General features: G+C 73.3%; 17 protein-coding genes and 1 pseudogene. 7 read left to right on the top strand and 11 right to left on the bottom strand.

What is annotated here, in order from left to right:
- Window positions 1–35: 35 nt before the first annotated feature.
- Window positions 36–570: pseudogene (locus J3S20_RS23360) on the top strand (adenine phosphoribosyltransferase).
- 182 nt (window positions 571–752) lie between these two features.
- Complete coding sequence (locus J3S20_RS23355; RefSeq protein ID WP_216839093.1) at window positions 753–1,691, top strand: hypothetical protein; 939 nt, start codon at window positions 753–755, stop codon at window positions 1,689–1,691.
- A 10-nt stretch (window positions 1,692–1,701) separates the two neighbouring features.
- Here J3S20_RS23355 and J3S20_RS23350 read toward each other — a convergent pair whose 3' ends face one another.
- Entirely contained in the window at window positions 1,702–2,784 is a 1,083-nt protein-coding gene (locus tag J3S20_RS23350) for an AbrB family transcriptional regulator (protein ID WP_216839091.1), read from the bottom strand.
- A 153-nt stretch (window positions 2,785–2,937) separates the two neighbouring features.
- Between J3S20_RS23350 and J3S20_RS23345 the strand changes: the two genes are divergently transcribed.
- On the top strand, window positions 2,938–3,198 hold the full coding sequence (locus tag J3S20_RS23345; RefSeq protein WP_216839089.1) for a hypothetical protein: 261 nt from the start codon (window positions 2,938–2,940) through the stop codon (window positions 3,196–3,198).
- Between the two features lie 106 nt (window positions 3,199–3,304).
- Here the strand turns inward: J3S20_RS23345 and J3S20_RS23340 are convergent, their stop codons facing one another.
- From J3S20_RS23340 to J3S20_RS23310, 7 genes are all read right to left on the bottom strand, one after another.
- Window positions 3,305–4,594 (bottom strand): DUF1217 domain-containing protein, encoded by a 1,290-nt coding sequence (locus J3S20_RS23340; RefSeq protein WP_216839087.1) that lies wholly within the window; start codon window positions 4,592–4,594, stop codon window positions 3,305–3,307.
- 1 nt (window position 4,595) lies between these two features.
- Window positions 4,596–4,994, bottom strand: coding sequence for a flagellar biosynthesis regulator FlaF (locus J3S20_RS23335; protein ID WP_216839085.1), 399 nt, complete (start codon window positions 4,992–4,994; stop codon window positions 4,596–4,598).
- Between the two features lie 68 nt (window positions 4,995–5,062).
- Entirely contained in the window at window positions 5,063–6,253 is a 1,191-nt protein-coding gene (locus J3S20_RS23330) for a flagellin (protein ID WP_216839083.1), read from the bottom strand.
- Between the two features lie 194 nt (window positions 6,254–6,447).
- Window positions 6,448–6,921 (bottom strand): flagellar biosynthesis repressor FlbT, encoded by a 474-nt coding sequence (locus tag J3S20_RS23325; protein ID WP_216839081.1) that lies wholly within the window; start codon window positions 6,919–6,921, stop codon window positions 6,448–6,450.
- 241 nt (window positions 6,922–7,162) lie between these two features.
- Window positions 7,163–8,203, bottom strand: coding sequence for a flagellin (locus J3S20_RS23320; RefSeq protein ID WP_216839080.1), 1,041 nt, complete (start codon window positions 8,201–8,203; stop codon window positions 7,163–7,165).
- A gap of 16 nt (window positions 8,204–8,219) precedes the next feature.
- On the bottom strand, window positions 8,220–9,749 hold the full coding sequence (locus J3S20_RS23315; protein WP_216839078.1) for a flagellar hook-associated protein FlgK: 1,530 nt from the start codon (window positions 9,747–9,749) through the stop codon (window positions 8,220–8,222).
- A gap of 23 nt (window positions 9,750–9,772) precedes the next feature.
- Entirely contained in the window at window positions 9,773–11,140 is a 1,368-nt protein-coding gene (locus tag J3S20_RS23310; RefSeq protein ID WP_216839076.1) for a flagellar hook protein FlgE, read from the bottom strand.
- Between the two features lie 243 nt (window positions 11,141–11,383).
- Here J3S20_RS23310 and J3S20_RS23305 point away from each other — a divergent pair, with 243 nt between their 5' ends.
- Together J3S20_RS23305 and J3S20_RS23300 are read left to right on the top strand one after the other, a co-directional pair.
- A complete protein-coding gene (locus tag J3S20_RS23305; protein ID WP_216839074.1) occupies window positions 11,384–13,318 on the top strand; it encodes a flagellar hook-length control protein FliK in 1,935 nt (644 codons plus the stop codon).
- A 12-nt stretch (window positions 13,319–13,330) separates the two neighbouring features.
- Window positions 13,331–13,996 (top strand): flagellar hook assembly protein FlgD, encoded by a 666-nt coding sequence (locus J3S20_RS23300; RefSeq protein WP_216839072.1) that lies wholly within the window; start codon window positions 13,331–13,333, stop codon window positions 13,994–13,996.
- Window positions 13,997–14,008: 12 nt separating this feature from the next.
- Here the strand turns inward: J3S20_RS23300 and pgi are convergent, their stop codons facing one another.
- A complete protein-coding gene (gene pgi, locus J3S20_RS23295) occupies window positions 14,009–15,637 on the bottom strand; it encodes a glucose-6-phosphate isomerase (RefSeq protein WP_246603200.1) in 1,629 nt (542 codons plus the stop codon).
- Between the two features lie 295 nt (window positions 15,638–15,932).
- Here pgi and J3S20_RS23290 point away from each other — a divergent pair, with 295 nt between their 5' ends.
- Together J3S20_RS23290 and J3S20_RS23285 are read left to right on the top strand one after the other, a co-directional pair.
- Complete coding sequence (locus J3S20_RS23290) at window positions 15,933–18,941, top strand: ATP-binding protein (RefSeq protein WP_216839069.1); 3,009 nt, start codon at window positions 15,933–15,935, stop codon at window positions 18,939–18,941.
- A gap of 195 nt (window positions 18,942–19,136) precedes the next feature.
- Window positions 19,137–19,493, top strand: coding sequence for a hypothetical protein (locus J3S20_RS23285; RefSeq protein WP_216839068.1), 357 nt, complete (start codon window positions 19,137–19,139; stop codon window positions 19,491–19,493).
- A gap of 180 nt (window positions 19,494–19,673) precedes the next feature.
- Here J3S20_RS23285 and J3S20_RS23280 read toward each other — a convergent pair whose 3' ends face one another.
- Window positions 19,674–20,930, bottom strand: a complete 1,257-nt coding sequence (locus tag J3S20_RS23280; protein ID WP_216839067.1) for a M16 family metallopeptidase — start codon at window positions 20,928–20,930, stop codon at window positions 19,674–19,676.
- The gene (locus J3S20_RS23275; RefSeq protein ID WP_216839066.1) at window positions 20,927–22,354 is read right to left on the bottom strand and encodes a M16 family metallopeptidase; all 1,428 of its coding nucleotides are present in this window, start codon (window positions 22,352–22,354) and stop codon (window positions 20,927–20,929) included. Before J3S20_RS23275 ends, J3S20_RS23280 begins: the two co-directional genes overlap by 4 nt.
- Window positions 22,355–22,371: the final 17 nt, after the last annotated feature.

The following is a 22,371-nucleotide window of genomic DNA, read 5'->3' as shown; positions in this document are numbered from 1 at the left end:
ATACCAATATCTCTCGACTCGCCGTCGATCCGGGCATCGACCTGAAGGACCACATCCGGGGCATCCCGGATTTCCCGAAGCCGGGCATCCTGTTCGAAGCCGGGCATCCTGTTCTACGACATCTCCACCCTGCTGCGGCATGGCGTCGCCTGGCGCACCGCCATGGGCCGCCTGGCCGATGTGATCCGCCCGCACAAGCCGGACCTGCTGGCCGGCATCGAAAGCCGCGGCTTCCTGGTGGCGGCGCCGCTGGCCCTCGAACTCGGCCTGGGCTTCGTCATGCTGCGCAAGCCGCGCAAGCTGCCGGGGCTTACCATCGGCCTGAACTACGCCTTGGAATACGGCACGGACCGCATCGAGATGCAGGCCGATGCGGTGGAGAAGGGACAGCGCGTGGTGGTGCTGGACGACCTGCTGGCCACCGGCGGCACGCTGGCCGCCGGCATTTCCCTGCTGCGCCAGGCCGGTGCCGAGGTGCCCTGCGCCGCGACCCTGATCGAGCTCAGCTTCCTCGGCGGCCGGTCGCGCATCGACGTGCCCTTCGAATCGCTCGTCACCTACGACAGCTGAGCGCAGCCACTGACGGAGGGCTGGGGCGCGGTGTGGGCGCCACGTTTCTGCCCCATTCGGGCGGCTAGGTGAGCAGCAAGATGGAGGCCGGAGGGATGGGACACCGCGACCCTACCCGGCGGGACGCCGGCCGCCTGCTCGCGGCATCGGCTCTCGCAGCCTTCGCATGGCCAGGCGCCCGCTTGCGCGCGCAGGTGCCGGAAGCCGCCACGCTGCTGGCGCCGGGGCCGGAGGATGGAACCGCCGCCCGCCTCGCCGGCCGCGCCGCCGCCGCCCTGGCCCGTGGCCTGGTGCGGGCCGCGGCGCTGCGGGTTTCCGTGCTCGGCGGGCCGGATGGCATCACGGCCGCCAATCGCTTCGCCTCCTCCTCGGTCCGCGACGGGCAGATGCTGCTGCTGCTGCCGGGCCTGGCCGCCCAGGCGCAGCTGGTCGGCGACAGCCGCGCCCGCTTCGAGCCGCGCCACTGGCCCGCCATCTGCGGCAGCATGCAGCCCAGCCTGCTGGCGCTGCGCCGCGCGCCGGCCGCCGGCGCCCCGCTGCGCATCGCGGTGCCGGCCGCCGCCGCGCCGGAAGCCGGGGCGCTGCTGGCGCTGGAACTGCTCGGCCAGGCCGCCGTACCGGTCTTCTGCCCGGCCACCGATGCCACCCAGCGCCAGGCGACGTCGGAAGCCGCGGTGGCCCAGGGCGGGGCGGATGGCCTGGTGCTGTCGGGCACCGGGGCCGAGCGCCGCGCGCTCGAGCTCGGCCTGGCCCCGCGCTTCGCCTTCGATGCCGCCGGCCATGCCCGCGATGCCGCGCTGCCTGGCGTGCCGGCGCTGGGCGAAATGCTGCCCGACCCCGCCCGCGCCGACCTGCTGGAGGCGGTGCGCGCCTGCGGCGCCGCGCTGCGGGCGCGGGCCATCCTGGTGCTGCCCACCCTGACCTCGGCCAATGTCGTGGCGCTGTGGCGCGGCGCGGCGCAGACTTGGCCGGAGGAGGCGCCGGATGCACCGGAAGCCGGCACGCGGCGGATCGGCCCGGCCGAGGCTACGGCGCTGCTGACCACGCTCTGCCCCGCGCCGGATGCGGCGCTGGCCTATCGGCTGTGGCTGCTGCGCCGGCTGGGCTTCCAGGCCAGCTGACGGGTCCCGTTCAGCGATCCAGCCCCAGCCGTTCGGCCAGTTTCCAGACCGGGCCCACCAGCAGGTTGCAGGCCACCGTCCGCACCAGGTGGAACCCCAGGACCAGCGGCACGGCCAGGTCCAGCGCCTTGGCCGTGATGGTCATCTCCGGCATGCCGCCCGGCGCCATACCGAGCACCACGGCGGCCGGCGGCAGGCCCGAGAGCAGGCCAAGCCCGATGCCGAGCGCCGCCATCAGCGCCGAGAGCAGGATGGTGGAGCCCACCGAGGCCAGGGCCAGGCGGCGGGAGGTCAGCAGGAAGCGCCGGCTCATCCGCTGGCCCAGCCCGGCCCCCATGCCGACCTGCGCCGCATCGATCATCCAGAGCGGCACGCCGGAGGGCAGGATCTCAAGGGCCGAGAGCACGATCACCAGGGCGCAGGGGCCGAGCATCCAGGGATTGGCCAGCTTCAGCAGGCGGATCGCCAGCGCCACCGCCAGCCCGGCCGCGAACAGCACCGCCAGCCCCGCCAGCTCCACCGGCGGGCGTTCGGCGAAGAAGGCGCCGGCGCCGCCGCGTGGCGCCAGCCAGGTGATCAGCGGCGGGAAGATCACCACCACCACCATCACCCGGATGGTCTGCGCCAGCGTCACCGCCGGTACCGAAACCCCGGCCCGCTGCGCCAGCACCGCCATGACGATGACGCCGCCGGGCACGGCCGAGAAATAGCCGGTGCGGGGATCGGTGCCCGCCATGCGGGCGAAGAAGCGCGCCACCAGGGCGCCGACGACGATGCTGATGACGGCCGCCGCCAGCAGCCAGGGCAGCGCCGTGGCCAGCGCCGCCAGCACCGGAGTGGTGAAGGTCTGGCCCAGGCCGAGGCCCAGCATCAGCAGCGCCACCGGACGCACCGGCGCGGCGACGGCAGCCCGCTCGTGCCAAGCCAGCGCGCCGGTGGCGGCCATGGCGCCCAGCATCCAGGGCAGGGGGATGTGCAGCAGCCAAGCGACGCCGCCGCCTGCCGTCGCCACCAGGGCGGTGAGCAGATAGGCCGAGACCGGCGCGCGGCCCGTTGATGAGCCTGATGGGGAGGGGGGGGAGCTTGGCGTCACGGGACCGAATCTTGTGCGGCACAGCATTGGCCGGCGGCCCCCATTGGTCAAACCCGGGACGCGATATTTTCCGACGAAGCGGGATTCACGCTTCGTCAAGCACTGTCCCGTTAGATGAGGCGTTGTCTTATATCCACGCAGGAGTCTCTCGCCATGCTGAGTGCCACTCTTCCGGTTGCGGCCGTCCGGCCCGCCGCCGACCCGCCCCGCAATCCGCCCCCGGCAGCCCCGCCGCCGGAGGCGCCGGCGCCTTCCACCCAGCTGCGCATCGAGACGGCGCTGCAGCTCGTCGTCGTGGAATTCCGCGCGCCGGATGGCGAGGTGCGGCAATCCATCCCGACGCCGAAGGAGATCGACGCCTATCGCAACCCGCCGCTGCCCGCGCCGGATCCGGAACTCGACGTCAGCCGCTGAAGGCGATGCGCGCGCGCCCGCGGGCCGCGCCGCGCCGCGCGGCCGTGCCGCGCCCCCCGGCCGGGCCGGGTCATGACAGGGTTCGGGACATCGCCCCGAATGCGCCTCAGGCGCTGAGCGAGAGCCCGCTGCCGATCAGGCTGTTGAGCGAAGACCCGCCGCCGCCGAACAGGGCCAGCACAGGGTTCGAGGCGGATTGCGAGGGCGCCGACAGCGCCAGGTAGCGCTGCGCCAGCTTCGCCGCTTCCTTCGGATCCTTCAGCGAGTCCAGGTTCACCCGCGCCGTCAGTAGCGACTTCTGCTGGTCGAATTCCAGCACGCCGAAACTTTCCGGCAGGCCCAGCGCGCCGCGCACCACCGCGGTCATCGCCTTGTCGCTCATCAGCTCCGTCATCGAGGTGATCTTCGAGGCATTGCGCAGGAAGTACAGCGCCTCCCGCAGCCCGGCATTGGCCTCGCCCATGGATTTCTCGTAGCGATTGGTCATCGCATCCGCCACCACGCGGTCCAGCAGCGCGGAATCGGCGAAGGGGCTGCGCTGTTCCAGCGCCGCCGCCGCCGCTTCCTCCGCCGCGGTGGGCGGGCCGAAGGTGCCGAGGGCGCGCAGCTGCGCCGGCTGCAGCGCCGCGCGCTGCGCCGTGCCCAGGGCCCGCGCCTGGCTGGCCGAGAAGGCGGCCAGCTGTTCCGTGCCCAGCGCCGCGAGCTGGCTGGTGGCCACCGCCGCCATTTGCGTGGTGGACAGCGCGCGGAGCTGCGCCACGCCGAGCCGCGCGAAATCCGCCGCATCGATGGCAGCCAGCTGCGCCGTGCGCAGCGCCGAGAGCTGGGAGGGGCGAAGGGCCGCCACCTGCGTCGCATCCATCGCGCGCAGATCGCCCGCATCCAGCGCCGCGATCTCGCTGCTGCCGATGGCCGCGACCTGCGCCGCATCCAGCGCCTGCACCTGCGCCGAGGTCAGCGCGCGCAGCTGGTCGGTGCTGAGTCCGGAGACGCGCGCGAGCGAAAGCTCGCCGATCGCCGTGGTGCTCAGCGCCGCGATTTCGGTGGTGGTCTGTGTGGAGGTTTCGCGCGTCGCGAAGGCGCGGGCCAATTCGCGCCAGCGGCGGTCGGTCAGCCGGTTGGCCAGGCTCCCCTCGGCCGCCGGATCCTCGGTCAGGATCTTGCGCAGGATGCCGCGCTTGTTGATCTCGCCTTCCAGCTGGAAGGCTTCCAGCATCACGCCCAGCGTGCGGCGGTCCTGCAGCAGGGATTCCACATCCTGATGCTGGGTCGCGGCCTCGCGGAAGCGGGCCATGGCGGCTTCGTTGTCGCGGCGGGCGGTGAAACGCGCCTGCAGATTGGCCCCTTCGCGCTGCGCGACGGCAAGTGCGGTCAGCGCGCCGAGGCCCGGCAGCATGTCAGGCGACCCGGCTGGTGAAGGCCATGGCGGGCGTGGCGGGCAGCGGCGGCTGGGCCAGGGCGCGCTGCGCCTCCAGCGCCTCGATCATGTCGCGATGCAGCGCCATCAGCGGCTCCAGGCTGCCGCCATCGTCCAGCCGCAGGTCGCTTTCCTTCTGCGCCCAGATGCCGAGCGAGATCAGCCGCCCGCGCAGCTCCGCCGGCAGCTTGTTGCCCGGCGAGCCGAGGTCGTTGATCAGCATCGACCACAGCCGATGCACCTTTTCCAAGGCCACGGCGCGCGACCGCGTATCGGTCGCCCCGGCCATGAGCCCGTTGACGTAGCGAAAGGCGCGCAATTCGATTTCGCGGGGAGAGGCGACGGCGTTCTGGGTGGCGGCGTAGCGCGAAACGCTCATGGATCCTCCAGCGCGGGAACGGCGGCGGGCGCCGAGGCCTCACGGCCCGGGCGCCCGCCTCAGCTTGCTTATCGGAACAGCGACAGCAGCGACTGGCTCTGCTCATTGGCGATGGAGAGCGACTGCGTGGCCAGCTGCTGCTTGGTCTGCAGGCTGGTCAGCCGCGCGCTTTCCTCCGCCAGGTCGGCATCGACGAGCGCGCCGAGGCCTTCCTTGATCGAGTCGTTCAGCTGCGTGGTGAAGGTCGTCAGGCCATCGACCTGGCGGATATTCGCGCCGAGGTTGGCGAGCCGCGTGCCCATCAGGTCGATCGCGCCTTCCACCAGGGCGATCGCCTCGTCCTGGCCCGTGCCGGCCGCAGGTGCCGCTTCCACCGTGGCGCCCGTGATGTCGGTGGTGACATCCTGCGAGTTGCCGCGGATATAGAGCTCGCCCTCGCTGTTCAGGCCGGCATCCAGGCCCGCTTCCTTCATGCGGGTGATCAGCGCGGTCACGCGGGTCAGCGGGCTGTCCGTCGCCTCGAACTGCACGTCATAGACGCGGGTGTTCGGATCCGGCGTGGTGCCCAGCGCGGCGGAGCCATCGCTGAACTCGAAGACCAGGTCCACATCCTCCAGCGCCGTCGCCGGGTCGCCGTCAAGGTCGCGCTGCACCGTCACGGTCAGCACCTCGCCATTCGCCGGCGCCAGCGTGTCGTCGAAGGTGACGGTGCGGGCGGCGGAGGTGACGGACAGGCCGGTCAGGTCGAGGCCCGCCGCGGTGCTGTCGGTGCCCGCCACGGAGGTGACGGAGCCCTGGATGTCGCGCACGATGTCGACCGAGGTATTGGTCACGCCGTCCACCGTCAGGCCATTCACCAGCAGGTTCACGCCATTGAAGGTGGCGGAATTGGCGAAGGCGTCGATATTCTGCAGCGCGTTGGTGATCTGGTTGTTGATCTGCTCCGCATCCAGGCCCTGCTGCTGGCCCTGCGTCATGGTCTGCTTCAGCCGGCCCAGCTCGTCGGAGATCTGCGTCGCCGCGTCGCGCGCCACGGTCAGCGCGGACTTGCCGAACTTCAGGCTGTCCTTCACCGCGGTCATGCCGTTCAGGTCGGCGCGCATGTTCTGCGCGATGGCAAACACGGCGGGGTCGTCATCCGCCTTGCTGATGCGCAGGTTCGTCTCGATCCGCTGCTGGGTCTTGCCCATGTCCTTGCCGATATTGTTCAGCGAGCGGATCGCCGCCATGGCGGCGGCATTGGTGTTGACGGAGGACATCGTCCCCATCTCCTTCGAAAGGCGTTCCGCGTGCGGGGCGACGTTTTGCCTCCCGTCCGCGGGACCGCGGGACTGGCGCCCGATTGGCGCCGCATCCCCCGGTGGCAGGCCCGACGCTTGTCAGGCCTTCCTCTGCATCCTGCCGCCTGGGGATGAATCCGGCGTAAAGCCGGGCCCCGCAGCGGCGGGAAAATCTAGTCCAGATGCGGCCTGATCGCGCTGGCGCCGGCGGCGGCAACCTGGCCCGGCAGCGCCACCGGCAGGCCGGTCTGCACATCCAGGCCCAGCACCGTCGCCTCGTGCCGCATCACATGGCGCACCAGGCGCAGCGCCTGGTACCATTCGTCCTGCTCGGCCAGGGCCAGCGAACGCTCCAGCAGCTGCCGCGCCATGTCGGAGGTCGTCGCCTCCTGGAACTCGGCCACCAGGCGATGCGCATCGGCCATCGCCGCCTCGCGCTCCTCCTCCGGCCCGACATAGGCGCATTGCAGCGCGAAATAGATCCGGCGCGACGGCGTATTCGCCGCCTCCGGCGACATCACCTGCTTGCCGAAGAGAAACCGCGCCTTGGCCACCAGCTCGACCCGGGTCCGGCTGCGGAACCGCAGCGAGGCGCCGTTCACCACCATCAACTCGCCAGCCCGCATCTCGAGCACCAACGTGGACATGCCACTCTCCCAAGTCTGTCGGCTTGGCGGCGGGGAAACATTTCCCGCCAGGCCGGGGTGCCGGCGGATGCCGACCGTCGCGAATCTTTCGCCAACACGCAGCCTGCGCCACGCGCTCGTTCCTACGAGGCTGCAGGCCTTGCCTCGGCCATCCCGCCGGGGCGCGTCCCACCCCTGCATCATCGCGCATCTGGCTTAACCAGGCTTGAAGGCCGGAAGCCCCCGGCCATCTGTGCCGACCTCAGCGCAGCAGCTGCGCCAGCGACAGGCGGGAGAGCATGCCGGTGGCCTCGTAGCTGGCCTCCAGCCGCGATTTCAGCTGGCTGAGCTCGGCCGATGCCTGCGCCAGGTCCACCTCCTCCACCGATCCCAGCTGCGTGCGCACCGCCACCAGCGTGTCCTGGTGGCGATCGCGCGTGGTGCCGATGCGCAGCTCCGCCGCACCCAGTATCGCCTGTTCGGTGGCCAGCGCGGTGGAGGCCTCGGCAATCGCGCTCGCCACGCCGTCCATCAGCGCGGACCAGCCGCCGCCTTCCGCCGCCTGGGCCGGCGTGGTCGCCGCCAGCACCGCCAGGTTGCGCAGCAATTCGCGGCCCCAGCTGGCCGTCACCTCCCCGTCCTGGGCGCGATTGGCGAAGACGCCGATCTCCACTCGCTCGCCATCCGCCACCTGCACGGCGCGCGTCGCCTCGGTCAGCCCGGCGCCCTCCAGGAAGGCGGAGAAGGGCGTGGTGGCGGCGGCCGTGGCGGCGGTGACCGAATCGGCCAGCACGGTCGCCGCATTGGTCGCATCCAGCGTGGCGACCGCGGTGGCGATGGCGGTGGCCATCGGGCTGGTGACGATATTGGCGGCATCCGGCACCGGCGGCTGGTCCACGTCCGATCCGCCGAACAGGTATTCGCCGCCATGGCGCGTGTTCAGCAGCGCCGCCACCTCCTCCAGCGCCGCCGCGGCGGTGCTGGCCAGGTTCTCCGCATCGGTCGAGGACAGGGTCTTCGACCGCAGCGCCTGCGCGCCCAGTGTCGCGGAGATGTCGTGCAGCCGGCTGAGCACCGTCTGCGTCGCCCCGGCGCGGCCCAGCGCGCGGTCCGCCGCATTCGAATAGGCCTCGCGCCGCCCGACCTCGCCGCGCAGGTCGATGGCGCGCCGCGCCTCCGGCTTCAGGTCGCCGAAGACTTCCGCCTTCTGCCCGGTGGAGACCTGGCGCGAGGCGGTGTCGAGCCGCGCGCGCAGCGCCGCCTGGTCCACCGCGAGATTGCCGATGCTGCCGATGATCGACATCGCTGGTCCCTCTTGCTCAGCGGACGGCGCTGAACAGCGCGTCCCACATCGACTGGATCGTGGAGATCACGCGCGCATTCACGCCATAGGCGGTCTGCAGCTGCACCATCGCCGCGACTTCGGCATCCACGTCGACGCCGGAGCGTTCCTGCATGCGCGCATCCAGCAATTCCTGCAGGCTGCTGGCGCGGCTGCCGGCCTCGGTGGCGGCGGCGCGGGCGCCGGTCTGCTCGGCCACCAGCGCCGCGCCGTAATCGGCCAGCGTGCGCAGCCCCGACAGCGGGGAGGAGAGCGTGCCATCCGGCCCGAGCCCGGTGGTGGCGAAGCCGGGCTGCGCCACCCCGGCCGATTGCTCCGCGCCGAAGCTGAAATCCAGCACGCGGTCCAGCAGCGTCTCGAAGCCCGCCGGGCCGCCCACGGGGTTGGGCGTGAAGGCGCTGGGGCCGGCCGGGTCGCCCACCACCACATGGGTGCCGTCGCGCAGCAGGGCAGGGTCGCCGGCCACCGCGGGGTTCACCCGGATGGTGCCGGCGAAGCCGATCATGGCGCTGCCGGCATAGGGCTGCGTCGGGTCCGGCACGGTGCCGGCGGCATCGGTGAACAGCCGCAGCCCCTGCGCATCCAGCCGATGCGCCAGCTGTGCCGCGGCCAGGTCGGCCTCGGCCTGCATCCGCGGCAGGGTCGCATCGCGCAGCTCCGCCGCCGCGCCCATGCGGCCGCCGGCCAATTGCCGCGTCACGTCGCGATTGTTCAGCATCACGCCCGGCAGCGTGCCGGCGCCGCCATGGAAGGCGCCGCTGCCCACCGTCGCATCTGCCAGCGAGAAGGGCGTGCTGCCCTCCACCAGCGGCAGCACCACGCCACCGCGCGCCACCAGCGTCACCGCGCCCGTCTCGGAACGGATGACGGAGAGGTCGAGGGATTGCGCGAGCTGGCCGATCGCAAGATCCCGCTCATCCTCGAGCGCCGCGATGCTGCGGCCGGCGGCCATCTCGCCGCGGATCTCGGTGTTCAGCCGGGCGACGTCGGACAGGCCGGCATTCACCGCCGCCACCTCCGCCCGCAGCGCATCCTGCGCGCCCTGACGCGCGGTGGCGATGGCATCCGAGACGCCGTTGAGCCGCGCCGCCAGGTTCTCCGCCTCCGTCACCACCGCATTGCGCCGCACCGGGTCCGCCGGCGCCTCGCGCAGCTCGATGAAGCTGGATTGCAGGCTGGTGAACAGCCCGCCCAGGCTGTCGCCATTCTCGGGCGAGCCATGCGCCGCCTCGATCCCGCCGAGCAGCCGCTCGCGCAGCCCGGCCGCCGCCACATCGCCGCCGGCGCGCTGCCCGGCCGCCTGCACGGCGAGATCGACGTCGCGCGCCACGACGCGTGCGCGCACGCCCTGGCCGGTGCCGGAGACGGTAAGGGCATCGCCCTCCAGCGACTTCCGTGTATGGCCCAGCGTGCCGGCATTGGCGATGTCATCCGCCGCGCGCGCCATCTGGCGATCCAGCAGCCGAAGGCCGCTGGTGGCGACGGAGAGGGCGAGGTCGAGACCCATGGCGCGCTATCCCGCCCTTCCCCTCACCGCTTCATGTTGATCGTGTCCTGCAGCATCTCATCCGCCGCGGTCACGATGCGGGTGTTAGAGGTATAGGCGCGCTGCGCCAGGATCAGCTTGGAGAATTCCGACGCGATATCGACGTTGGAGCGTTCGATGGAGCCGGTGACCAGCTTGCCCACGCCATTGGTCGCGGCATCCGTCACCCGCGCCTCGCCGCTTTCGACGGTGCGCATGAAGGCCTGGCCGTCCAGGCGCTGCAGCTTGTCCGGATCGTTGAAGGCGACGACCGGCACGCGCGCCACGATGCGCGTCTGGCCATTGTCGTAGTTCACCGCCACATCGCCGTTCTCGCGCACCGTCACGCCGGAATAGGAGCCCAGCGGCACGCCGTCCTGGCTGAGGTCGCGCACCGTGTATTCGGTGCCGGAATAGCTGGTCAGGCCGGTGGGAATGCCGAAGCCGCCGAGGCCGAGCTGGATGGCTTGGTTGCCGAAGCCGTAGTCCACGGTGAAGCCGAGGAAGGCGGCATCGCCGGCGGCCAGCGGCGCCGGCGTGGTGCCGGTGGTGGCGCTCAGCGGCGTGATGGAGGAGATGGTGCCGGCCGGCGCATCCACCGCCGGCGGGCCGGCGGCGATCTGGCCGCCGAAGTCGATATCGGCGAAATAGCCATCCACCGGGTTCAGCGTATCGCCATCCGGCGTGATGCGCAGGCGCCAGGTGTCCACATCCAGCCGCCACCAGTCCAGCGTCACCTGCTGCTGGTTGCCCAGGTCGTCGAAGATCTGGATGACGCTGCTGACCGGATCCTCGGCCGGCGCCCAGGGCGCGGCGCCGGGCACGGTGGTCACGGTGGCCACATTGGCCGGCAGGTTCGCCGCCAGGTCGATGGTGGAGGTGGGCTGCGGGTTGTAGACCAGCTCGCTGATCCGGATCGGGCCCAGCGTGGTGCGGTCCGGCTCCCCGTTCTGCTGGATCTCCCAACCCTCCAGGTAGTAGCCGGCGCCGTTCACCATGTAGCCGTCGCGGTCCATGGCGAAGTCGCCGGCGCGGGTGAAGAACTGGCGGTCGTCGAAGATCACGCTGTCGCCCTGGCCGCCGCGCGCCTGGGCCACGGAGAAGAAGCCCTGGCCGGCAATGGCCATGGCCAGCGGATTCTCCACCTGCTCCACCGTGCCCTGGATGGTATTGGTGTAGTCCGGCCGCGCCTCCACCGAGCCCGGCATGTGCAGGCGCAGATTGGTGCGCGTCAGCCAGCTAGTGAAGTTGGTGTCGACGCGCTTGAAGCCGACGGTCTGGCTATTGGCGACATTGTCCGAGACATGACCCAGGGCGCGCGACTGCGCGGTGAGGCCGCTGATCGCGGTGGTCATGGAGCCGAGCAGCGACATGGTCTGGATCTCCCGAGGGGCCGGCGTGGTGGTCGTCGGCGGCCATCACGCAACCGCCATGCCAGCGCCTGGACGGCGATTCGCCCCGCCGCGCCCGGCCGGTCCTGCCGGGGGCAGGCAGTTCCTGCCGGGCTGGTGGCGCGTCCTGCCGGGGGCAGGGGCGGCGTCGACTGGCATGCAGCTTGCCCTGGCCGTGCCGAGCGGCGTGCCAGGCGCGCCCCAGCCGGAGGCGAGCCCGCGACCATGGACATCATTGCTGCCCCAAGGCCCGCCGCCGCCCCGACCGCGATCGCCGCCGGCGCCGCAGCCCTGGGACCGTGCGGCAACACGGCCGGCAGCACGTCCAGCGAGCCGCAAGGCTTCGCCAGCCTGCTGCTGCGCGCGGTCGCCGAGGGGGAGGCTGGGCTGGAGCAGGCGCCGCCCGCCGCACCCTCCGAACTTGCGGAGCCGGAGGCCGGGCTGGCGGCGGCGATCCTGCCCGAGCTGGCTGGCACACCGGTCGAATCTCTGCTGCTCTCCGCCCTGGCGCTGCCCAGTCCCGAAGCCGAGGCGCCGCTGCCGGCCGAAGCTTTGGCGGTCGACATCCCGGACTCCGAGGCCTCGAAGACCGAGACCCTGGCCCCCGAGACGCTGACCCTCGAATCCCTGGCCCCCGAACCTTTGGGGCCCGAGGCCGAGGTGGCCCAGATGGCCCAGGCCAAGGGGCAGGCAGCGCCCGCCACGCCCGTCGCGGCCCCCATCGCCGCGCCGCTTCCGCCGGCCCCCGCGCCGCAGGCCGCGCGCCCGGTCCCGGCCGAGGCCGCGCCCGCAGCCCCCGCCCTGCCAGCCGATGCGCCGGCCGCCACCCCGGCAGCGGCTGCGCCAGGGCCGGCCGCGGCCCCCGCCGCGCCATCCGCCCCTGCCGCAACCGCCCCGGCCGCCCCGCCAGGGCTGGCCGCGGCCGGCCTGGCCGAAGCCGCTGCCCCGGACGCTGCCCCGCAAGCCCTCCCCCTGCAGGCCACGCCGTCGCAGGCCGCGCCCGAGGCTGGCCCCGCAATCCTCTCCGCCGCACCGGCCGCGCTCGCCACGGCGCCGCCCGCTTCCCTGGCAGCCGCGCCGGAGCCGCCGGCCGGGCTGGCTGGCGCGCCCGCGTTGCCGCAGGCCGAGGCGGCGCCAGGAACGGTGCCGCCGCCGCCGGCGGGACCCCGCCGCATCGCGGCCGCCGCCCCCGGCGCGCCGGCTCCGGCCGAGCCTGGACTTGAAGCCGCGCCAGCCGGAACGCCCGCGCCTTCGACAACCGCCGCCGCACCGCCAGCCGCGCCCGCGCCGCCCGCTTCCGCCCCCGATACGGTGCGGACCGCGGCAACCCCCACCGCGGAGCCGCCGCCCGAGGCCGCGGCGCCCACCCCCGCCCCGCCTAACCCGGCCGCCGATCCGGCCGCCCCGCCGGCGCCTCGGCCGGGGCGGGAGCCGCCGCGCGCGGATCTGCCGCAGCCCGCCCCCCTTGCGGCCGCCGCCCTGCCCGAGGCCGAGACGCCGCCGGCGGCGGAGCACGCCGCCCCCGCCGGCCCCGCGCCGGTCCTGGCCGCTGCCGAACCGCTGCCCGCCGCTGCGGCCCCGGACCAGGCGGCGCCACGCCCCGAGGTCGCGCAGCCCCTCCAGGCCCTCGTCCCGCCCAGCACGACGGTGGCGCCCGCCCGCAGCCCGCAGCCTGCGCGCAGCACCAGCCCGGTGCCCGTCGCCATGCCCTCGCGCCAGGTCGCGCCCTTCGCCGTGGCGCTGGCGCTGGGGCCGGATGCCAGCCTGACCCTGACGCTGGATCCGGTGGAGCTCGGCCGGGTCGAGGTCGCGATCGACCGCAGCCGGGGCGAGGCCGCCATCCGCGTCTCCGCCGAGCGGCCCGAGACCCTGGCCCTGCTGCAGCGCGATGCGCGGGAGCTGGAGCGCGCCCTGTCGGAGGCCGGCTTCGGCGATCGCGCGCCCAGCCTCAGCTTCAGCCTCAGCCAGGGCAGTTCGGGCCAGGGCCAGCTCGGCCAGGGCCAGCCGGGCCAGGGTCAGTCCGCGCAGCAAGGCCAGGAAGGTGGCCGCGGCCATCCGCGCGCTGAGGCCGCGCGCCAGGCCGGCCCCGACTCCGCCGCCCGCCTGCCTCCCACCCGCCGCGGCCCGGCGCATCCCGGCCTCATCGACCTTGCCGTCTGAAGGAGCATCCGCATGAGCGGTTCCGTCACCAATGCGCTCGCCGCCAGCGGCCGGACCGCCAGCAATGGCAGCGGCACCCGGCTATCGGGCGACCTCGACACCTTCCTGAAGCTGCTGACCACGCAGCTGCGCAACCAGGACCCGACCTCGCCCATGGATGCCAACCAGCTGACCCAGCAGCTGGTGCAGTTCTCGACCGTCGAGCAGCAGATCAACACCAACAACACGCTGCAGCAGCTTCTGGCGCTGCAGCAATCGAGCCAGCTGGGCGAGGCCGCGGCGCTGGTCGGCCGGCGGGTGGCGGTGGAATCGGACCGGCTGCCCCTGCAATCCGGCCAGGCGCAGGTGAACCTGCCCGCCGCCGGCGCCGCCCGCACCGCGCGGATCGAGGTGCGCGACGCAAACAACATCCTGGTGCGGGCCAGCGACGTGACGCTGGGCGCCAATGCCAGCCGGTGGAACTGGGACGGCAAGACCGCCAATGGCACGCAGAAGCCGGATGGCACCTATCGCGTCACGGTCAGCGGGCGGGACAGCAATGGCGCCGCCGTGCCGCTGACCTTCAGCGTCACTGGCCAGGTCACCGGCGCGGTGCGCGATGCGGGGGTGGTGACGCTGCGCATGGGCGGGCTGAATGTGGGCTACGACAGGCTGCGCGACCTGGGCGGCGCCGGCTGAAAAGTGGCCCGGCTACCCCTCCTGCAGCCGCCGGATCTCGCCGATCATCGCCGCCGTCGCGGCATCCTTCGCCGGGCTGCCGTGCTCCAGCGCCGGCAGGATGCCGCCAGCCAGCTGCTTGCCCAGCTCCACCCCCCATTGGTCGAAGGGGTTGATGTCCCAGAAGGCGCCGAGGCAGGCGACCTTGTGCTCATACAGCGCGATCAGGGCGCCGAGGCTGGCCGGCGTCAGCGCCGGCAGCAGGATGGTGGTGCTCGGCCGGTCGCCCGGGAAGGTGCGGTGCGGGGCGAGGCGGTCGATCTCCGCCGCATCCAGCCCGGCCTTCGCCATCTCAGCCCGCGCCTCCGCTTCGGTCCGGCCGCGGGCCAGCGCCTCGGCCTGGGCCAGGGCATTGGCCAGCAGGATGCGGTGGCTTGCGGCATGGCCGTGGTCCGGCCGGGCCACCAGCACGAAATCCACCGGCACCGGGGTGGTGCCCTGGTGGATCAGCTGCAGGAAGGAATGCTGGGCATTGGTGCCGGGCTCGCCGAAGACCACCGGCCCTGTCGCATGGGCCACCGGCAGGCCGGCATTGGTGACGCGCTTGCCCAGGCTTTCCATCTCCAGCTGCTGCAGATGCGCGGCGAAGCGGGCCAGGCGCTGGTCATAGGGCAGCACGGCGCGGCTCGGGTAGCCCAGGCCGTTCACATGCCAGACCTCGGTCGCCGCCAGCAGCATCGGCAGGTTCTCGCCGGGCGGGGCGGCCAGGAAATGGTCGTCCATCTCCCGCGCCCCCGCCAGCAGGCCGGCAAAGGCCTCCAGCCCGCAGGCCAGCGCCACGGAGAGCCCCACCGCCGACCACAGGCTGAACCGCCCGCCGACCCATTCGGAAAACCCGAAGACGCGCTCCGGCGCGATGCCGAAGGCGGCCGTCGCGGCCAGGTTGGTGGACAGCGCCGCCAGGTGCTGCGGCACCGCCGCCGGCCCCAGCGCCTGCGCGAGCCAGCCACGCACCAGCTGGGCGTTCGCCATGGTTTCCTGCGTGGTGAAGGTCTTGGAGGCGACCAGCACCAGGGTGCGCCGCGGATCCAGCTGCAGGCGCAGCGCCTCCCAGGCATGGGCATCGACATTGGCCAGGTAATGCGCCCGAATCGGCTGGCCGGGCCGCCACAGCGCCTGTGCCACCATGGCCGGGCCGAGGTCGGAGCCGCCGATGCCGATATTCACCACATCGGTGAAGCGATCCCCGCCGGCGCCCCGAATCTGCCCGCCATGCACCCCGCGCACGAAGCCGGCCATGGCGTTCAGGGTCGCCTGCACGCTGGCCGAGGCATCCTCCCCGCCGGTGCGGAAGCCGCCCGCCGGGGCGCGCAGCGCCATGTGCAGCGCGGCGCGGCCTTCCGTGCCATTCACCAGCGCGCCACCCGCCATGGCGTCGCGGAAGCCCGCCAGGTCGCGCGCCGCCGCCAGTTCCAGCAGCGCCGCCAGCACCTTCTCGGTCAGCGAGGTGCGGGACAGGTCCAGCAGCAGGCCGGCGGCACGGAAGCCGAAGCGGCGGGCGCGCAGCGGATCCGCCTCCAGCAGCCGCCGGATGCTGGCCGCGCCGGGCTGGCGGGCCAGCGCCGCCACCGCTTCCCATGCCGCAGATCCGGCTTGCTGCATCGCCTTCATTCCCCTTCTGGGCTGTTCCCGCCAATGCCGGGCCCGATGACCGCACCCCAGCCCGGCGCTTCGGTCCCGGGCCCTGGATAGGGCATCTTCTGCCTCAGGGCAGCCCGGTTTCCCAGGCGGCCTCGCCGCGCAGAAGGCGCGCGCAGCTTTTCCTTGCGCAGGGCAGCCGCATGAAACGAAGCTGAAATGGTTTAGCAGGGACGAAGTGACACCATCTCGGCGCTGCCCGTTTCAGCGGCCTCGGGCGCCCCTGGGCCCCTGCAGGCCGGATGAGCAATAATGTCGCATGGGGGATGGAGAGGTCTTGGCGCGGGAGAAGGCGGCGGAGCGGTCCGAAGGCGGGGGGCAGGCGGGGCGCTGGCTGGCGCTGAGCCTAGCCGCCTTCGCGCTGATCGCGGCCTGGCTCTTCGTCGCGGCCAGCCTGGCGGATCGCCGCGCCACGCTGGACCAGGGCTGGGCCGATGCGCAGAACAGCGCCTCGCTGCTGGCCCAGCAGGCCAACCACGTGCTGCGCATCGCGGAACTCGCCACGGCACGGGTCGCGCAGCTGGCGGACCGGGTGGACCTCGAGGATCTGCGCGGCGCCAATTGGACCGAGCTCAGCGAGATCGCCACCGGCACGCCGGAGGTGGAGGCAATCTGGGTGACCGACGCCCAGGGCCGGATCCGGGCCAATAGCCGCGACCGCCGGATGGTGGGCCTGTCCCAGGCCGAACAGCGCTGGTTCGCCACGCTGCGCGAAGGTGCAACGGGGCATGTCCTGGGGCTGATGCATGGCGCGCCGGTCGACGGCTGGCATTTCGCCTGGGCCCGCCGGCTGCGCGGCGCCGGCGGCGAGTTCCGCGGCGCCGTGGTGGCGGCCATCTCGGCGGAGCGTTTCGGCGCGGGGACGGAGCGTCTGCAACTCGGCCCCGATGCGCTGCTGCAGATCGATCGGCAGGACGGGACCACGGTGATGCGCTGGCCGCTGGCCGCGACCGGCAGCACCCATGGCGAGTCCGGCCCGCCGCGCGGCCCCGCCGGCATGCGGGAGGTGACGGATGAGCGGGGCGTGGTCCGGCTGCTGGCCTGGCAGGCGGCGGCCGGCATGCCGGTGGTGGCCTCCGCCGCCATCGCGCGGTCGCATGTCCTGGAACCCTTCCGCCGGCGGCTGCTGCGCAACGGGCTGATCTTCGGCCTGTCCGCCGCCATGGCGGGCGTGCTCGCCCTGGCCGCGCTGCACTCGGACCGGCGCGAGCGCGCGGCGCGGCATTCCGCCGAGGAACGCGGCGGCGCCCTGGCCGCGGCACTGGCCGAGCGCGAGGAGCTGCTCGCCTCGGTCCAGGAGGGGGAGGCGCGGCTGCGCCTGGCGGAAAAGGCCGGGCGCATCGGCCTCTGGGACTGGGACCTGCGGGAGGGCCGGCTGACGCTGATCGGCGATGTCTTCGATGACTGGGGCCTGCGCTCGCGCCGCCGCATCTCCGCCCGCGCCGCGCTGCGCGGGGTGCAGGCGGAGGACCGGCTGGCGCTTGCCGCGGCGCTGACCGCGGCGGTGCGCGGCGAGGTGCCGCTGGAGGCGGAGTTCCGCCTGGCGCAGCTGCGGCCGGAACGCTGGATCGCGGTGCGGGCGGAGGTGCGGCGCGGCGTCGATGGCCAGCCGCGCCGGATGCTCGGCATCGCGCTGGATGTCACCGACCGGCGGCAGAAGGCGCAGGCCCTGGCCGAGGCCAATGCCACGCTGGAACGCCGCGTGGCGGAACGCACCGGCGCGCTGGCCGATGCCAATGCCAGGCTGCGGGAAGGCGAGGCCCGCTTCCGCGGCATCTTCGACGCCACCTTCCAGTTCATCGGCCTGCTCTCCCCCGACGGCACGGTGCTGGAGGCGAATGACGCCATGCTGCGGCTGGGCGGCGTGACGGCGGCGGAGGTGATGGGCCGGCCCTATTGGGATGCGCCCTGGTGGCCCGAGGATGCCGGCATCCGCGCCGCGGTGCGCGACGCCGTGCGCCACGCCGCCGCCGGTCATTTCGTGCGGCGGGAACTGGCGATGCGCGGCGGCGATGGCCTGCCGTTGGCGATCGACTTCTCGGTGAAGCCGGTGCGGGACGAGGATGGCCTCGTCTCCCTCCTGGTGCCGGAAGCGCGCGACGTCTCCAGCCTGAAGGCCGCCCAGGCGCAGCTGCTGGAGGCGCAGAAGATGGAGGTGCTGGGCCGCCTGACCGGTGGCGTGGCGCATGACTTCAACAACCTGCTGATGACGGTGCTCGGCAACCTGGCGCTGGCTCGCAAGCGGCTGGGGGAAGCGGCGACGCCGCAGCTGCTGCGCCACCTGGACGCGGCCGCGCTGGGGGCGGAGCGCGGCGCGCAGCTGACCCAGCGGCTGCTGGCCTTCGCCCGGCGGCAGGATTTGAACCCCTGCCCGGTGGATCTGGCCACGCTGCTGGCGGGGCTGTCGGAATTGCTGCGCCGTTCCGCCGGGCCGCGCATCCAATTGGCGGTGGAGGCGCCCGCTGACCTGCCGCCGGCGCTGGTCGATCCGCATGCACTGGAACTGGCGCTGATGAACCTGGTGGTGAATGCGCGCGACGCCATGCCGGATGGCGGCCGCATCGTGGTGCGGCTGGATGCGCAGGTCGTGGATCCGGGCGTTCCGCCGCAGGCACCGGGCCAGGCGGTGCCGGACCTGACGCCGGGGCGCTACCTGCGAGTCGCCGTTGCCGATACCGGCACCGGCATGGATGCCGCCACCCTGGCCCGCGCGGTGGAGCCCTTCTTCTCGACCAAGGGTCCCGGACAGGGCACCGGGCTGGGCCTGTCCATGGTGCATGGCCTGGCGCACCAGTCGGGCGGCGCCCTGGAGATCGAAAGCGCGCCGGGCCGCGGCACTGTCGCCACGCTCTGGCTGCCGGTCTCGGCAGAGGCGCCGGCGCCGGTGGTGGCGGGGCGGGAAGGTGAGGCGCCGCGCGGCAGCGGCCAGGTGCTGCTGGTGGATGACGAGCCGCTGGTGCTGGAAAGCACCGCCGCCCTGCTGGCCGACCTGGGCTACGAGGTGCAGACGGCCGAATCGGCCGAGGAGGCGCTGCGTATGCTGGCCGCCGGGGCGCGGCCGGTGGCCCTTGTCACCGACCACGCGATGCCGGGCATGACGGGCGCGGTTCTGGCGGCGCGGCTGGCGCGGGAAAGGCCGGGCCTGCCGGTGATCCTGGCCACCGGCTACGCCGGACCCTGGCCGGATGGGGAGGGGCCGCCGCGGCTGGTGAAGCCCTATACGCAGCTGCAGCTCGGCCGCGCGCTGGCGGCGCTGCTGGCGCGGTAACCCGCCGGGGATGGGAGAGGGGCGTCACCCGGACCCTGGGGCCTGCCGGCTGGGATGCGCCGCAGCCTCGGTGCTGCCGATCCCGTTCGCGGTGGGCAGCCATCGGCAGGGCCGATGGGCACGGTAGGCACCACCTTTTGGCACCCTGCGCGCCGCTTCGGCATTGTTCCGGCACCGGCACGCGGAGTCATCGAGATGAAACGCCTTCTCTTCACCGGCTTCGGCCTTGCCCTGCTGCCCGCCATCGCCCAGGCCCGCCCCTGTGCCGAGGTGCTGACCCTTGGCGTTCCGTTCCAGGAAAGGGTGGCGGTCGGCCCGTCCAGCCCTCCGACCTTCCTCTGGAAGGTGACGGCGAGGAACTTCACCTCGACCCGGCAGACGATGCAGATCTGGCTCACCGGCATCAACAATGTGACGAATCCGGTGGATGCGGCCCGCCGCCAGCTTCTCTCGCCGAACGGCGAGATCACCATCGCGCTGGGCCGGATCAGCGGCCCGCAGCCGACGGTGGGCGAAATGCAGGCCGGAATCCGCACCACCTGCCAGGGCTGAGGCAAGGCGTCGCGCAGCGGGTCGCGGCGCTGGTGCCGCCCCGCGGGCGGGGGGCGCGGGCGGCGCGCCGACCGGGGCCGGAGCACGATCCGTCCTTTCGGACGGATCGCCTGCTCTGGAAGTCATTGCTTCCAAAGCAGGAAATCCGACAGCACTGATTCAGTGCGATCGGATGGTGCCTTAGAGGCCGACCGGCTGCCCCGCCACCGCCACCGAAAGCGCCTCCGGCTTCAGCAGCCGCGCCGCTACCTGGGTGGTGCCTTCGCGGGTCAGGGCGCGCAGCCGGGCGTTGCGGCCTTCCAGCCAGTCCAGCGGCCGGCCGTTGCGCTGCAGGGCCAGCAGCGTGCCGGCGATGCGGCGGGTATCGGTGAATTGCAGCGGCAGGTTGCCGGTCAGGAAGGCCACGGCATCCTCCAGCTCGTCCTGGGTCGGGCCCTCGGCCGCCATGCGCGCCCATTCGGCCCGCGTCACCGCCAGCGTCTCCGCCACCTTGGCATTGTCGGTTGCGGAAGACCCCACCACCACGCCGCGGCCGAACAGCGTATCCAGCCCGCCACCGATGCCATAGGTCAGGCCGCGCTGCACCCGCACCGCCTCCATCAGGCGCGACGAGAAACCGCCGCCGGCCAGGATGCGCAGCACCACCTGGAAGGCTTCCCAATCCGGATCGTTCACCGGCAGGCCGGGCTGGCCGAACTGGATGGCCGATTGCGGCGAGACCACCGGCACCACCAGCGGCTCGAAGCGGGTGAAGGCGGGCAGGGGCGGGGCGCTGGGCGGCGGCGCGGCCGGCAGGCCGGCGAAAAGCTGGGGCAGGATCTCGGCCAGCTGCGCCGCGGTGATGGCGCCGCTGGCCGCCACCTGCACGCCGCCGGCCCGCAGCTGGCGCGCCAGCGCGTCGCGGATCGCCTGTTCCGGCAGCGCGGTCAGCGTCTCCACCGTGCCGGAGGGGGGGCGCCCGGCGGGGTGGTCCGGATAGGCGGCAGCCCAGAAGGCGCGGCCGACCTGGCCGCGCGGCGTTTCCAGCGCCGCGCGCGCGCTGGCGATGGCGCGGGCGCGCACCCGGGCCATGGCATCGGGCTCCAGCCGCGGCGCGCGCATCGCCAGGTTGGCCAGGCGCACCGCCTCGGGCAGCGCCGGCAGCAGGGCGCGGAAGGACCCCTCGAAGCCGTCGCGCTGGGCGGAAAAGCCCAGGCCGATGGCGGAATCGCGCAGCGCATCGGCGAAGGCGAGCATGTCGAGCTCGCCCGCCCCCTCGGTCAGCAGGGCGGCGCCCATGGCCAGCGCGCCGGCATGCTCCGGCGCATCCAGCGCGGCACCGCCATCCCAGCCCCAGGCGAGGGAGACGACCGGCACCGAATGGTCCTCGATCAGCCAGGCCGTCTGGCCACCGGGGGTGGTGACGACCTGGATCTCGACGCTGAAGCTGCCGCTCATACCCGGACCTCCGCCGGCGCCTGGACCCCTTCGGGCAGCAACCACCCGCTGGCCGAGGGCGCCTGGCCGAGCACCGTGACGGCGGCCGCCGCCACCTGGTCCCGCGTCACGGCGCGGATGCGGCGGGGCCAGAATTCCACCGCCTCGATCGGCAGGCCGACCGCCAGCGCGCCGCCGATCATGCGCGGCGCGGCGCCGAGCCCGTCGAGGGCCAGCAGCGCGCCGGCCGAAAGCTGGCGGATGCTGCGCGCCACCTCGGCCTCGGTCGGGCCGCCCTCGTCCAGCAGGCGCTTCACCTCCGCCATGGCGGCCTGTTCGACGCGCTCCGGCGGCACCTCCCGCCGCGGGGTCACGGCGATGTCGAAATCGCCCCAGCTCGCCGTATCGCCGTCGTAGCTGGCGCCCACGGCCAAGGCGAGGCCGCCTTCCACCAGCGCCCGGTGTAGGCGGGACCCCTGGCCGCCGCCGAGCAGGTGGCGCAGCACCTCCAGCGGGTCGGCGTGGCGGGTCTCGCCGGCGGTCAGCGTCGGCGCCTGCCAGGACCGGATGAAGGTCGCCTCGCCCCGCAGCCGCGGGTCGTTCTTCACCAGGCGGGGGATGGGAATCTCGCGCGGCGGCGGCGCGCGGTCGCGCGGCACGGCGGGGCCGGCGGGCACCGCGCCCCAATGCTCGGTGATCTCGTCCCAGAAGGCCGGGCCGTCGACGGCGCCGGCCACCACCAGCACCGCATTGCCCGGGGCGTAGCGGGCGCGGAAGAAGGCCATCAGATCCTCGTGCCTGATGGCGCGGATCTCCTCCTCCCAGCCGATGATGGGGCGGCCGTGCCAGTGCTGGCGGCCCCACATGGCGGCGGCGAATTCCTCGAAGAACAGGGCGCGGGGGGAGGATCCGGTGCGCTGGGCGCGCTCCTCCAGGATCACCTGGCGCTCCGATTCCATCTCCGCCGCCGGGATCAGCGCGCTGGCGAAGCGGTCGGCCTCCATCATGGCCACCAGGTCCAGCCGGCTGGCCTCGACATGCTGGAAATAGCCGGTGACGTCGCGGGAGGTGAAGGCATTGTCGTTGCCCCCCTCCCGCGCCACGCGGCGCGAGAATTCGCCGGAGGCGACGCGGCTGCTGCCCTTGAACAGCATGTGCTCCAGGTAGTGGGCGATGCCGGACAGGCCCGGCGGATCCTCCCCGCCGCCGGCCGCGACATAGGCGTAATGCGCCACCACCGGCGCGCGGCGCTGTTCCACATGCGCCACGCGCAGCCCGTTCGGCAGGGTCCGCAGCGTGGCGCCGAACAGCGGGCGCTCCGCCAGCGCGGCGGCGGAGGGGGGCGGGGCGGCGGCGGCCTGGGCCAGCGCCTCGGGGGTGGTGCCGGCGATGGCGGCAGCGGCGGCGGCGGCCTGGAGGGCGGCGCGACGGGTGAGGCATGTCATGCCGACAAGATGGGCCC

This window comes from Falsiroseomonas tokyonensis (genome assembly GCF_019024325.1).
GTDB classification, from domain to species: Bacteria; Pseudomonadota; Alphaproteobacteria; order Acetobacterales; family Acetobacteraceae; genus Falsiroseomonas; species Falsiroseomonas tokyonensis.
This window is presented reverse-complemented; position numbering and strand designations above follow the sequence as displayed.